We start from the raw sequence: 291 nt of genomic DNA on the forward strand, positions 1-291 counted from the left end.
CCAATTTTCCGCTACAATCCAGACAAAGGTGTCACTCCCCAAGAGGCCTTTGACCTTTCCGGCAATCCGGCGATGGACAAAATCTGGCCGACCTACGAATTGAAGTACCTGGAAAACGGCAGGCAAAAAACCATGGAAGTAGCGATGACTTTTGCGGATTTCGCATTGACGGAGGCCAGGTTTAGGAAGCACTTCAGAAAAGCCCCGCGGGATACATGGAATGAAAACATGATCGTTTTGGCGGATTTCCTTGAATTGCCCGAATCTGAAAGGGAAGGGAAATTCCCCTAC

1 protein-coding gene is annotated in these 291 nt (G+C 49.1%); it reads left to right on the forward strand.

Annotated elements, in window-relative coordinates:
- On the forward strand, window positions 1-291 hold a 291-nt coding region (locus L0U88_RS20740; protein WP_234868783.1), incomplete at both ends, for a hypothetical protein.

This window comes from Flavihumibacter fluminis (genome assembly GCF_021491375.1).
In the GTDB taxonomy this organism is placed as follows: domain Bacteria; phylum Bacteroidota; class Bacteroidia; order Chitinophagales; family Chitinophagaceae; genus Flavihumibacter; species Flavihumibacter fluminis.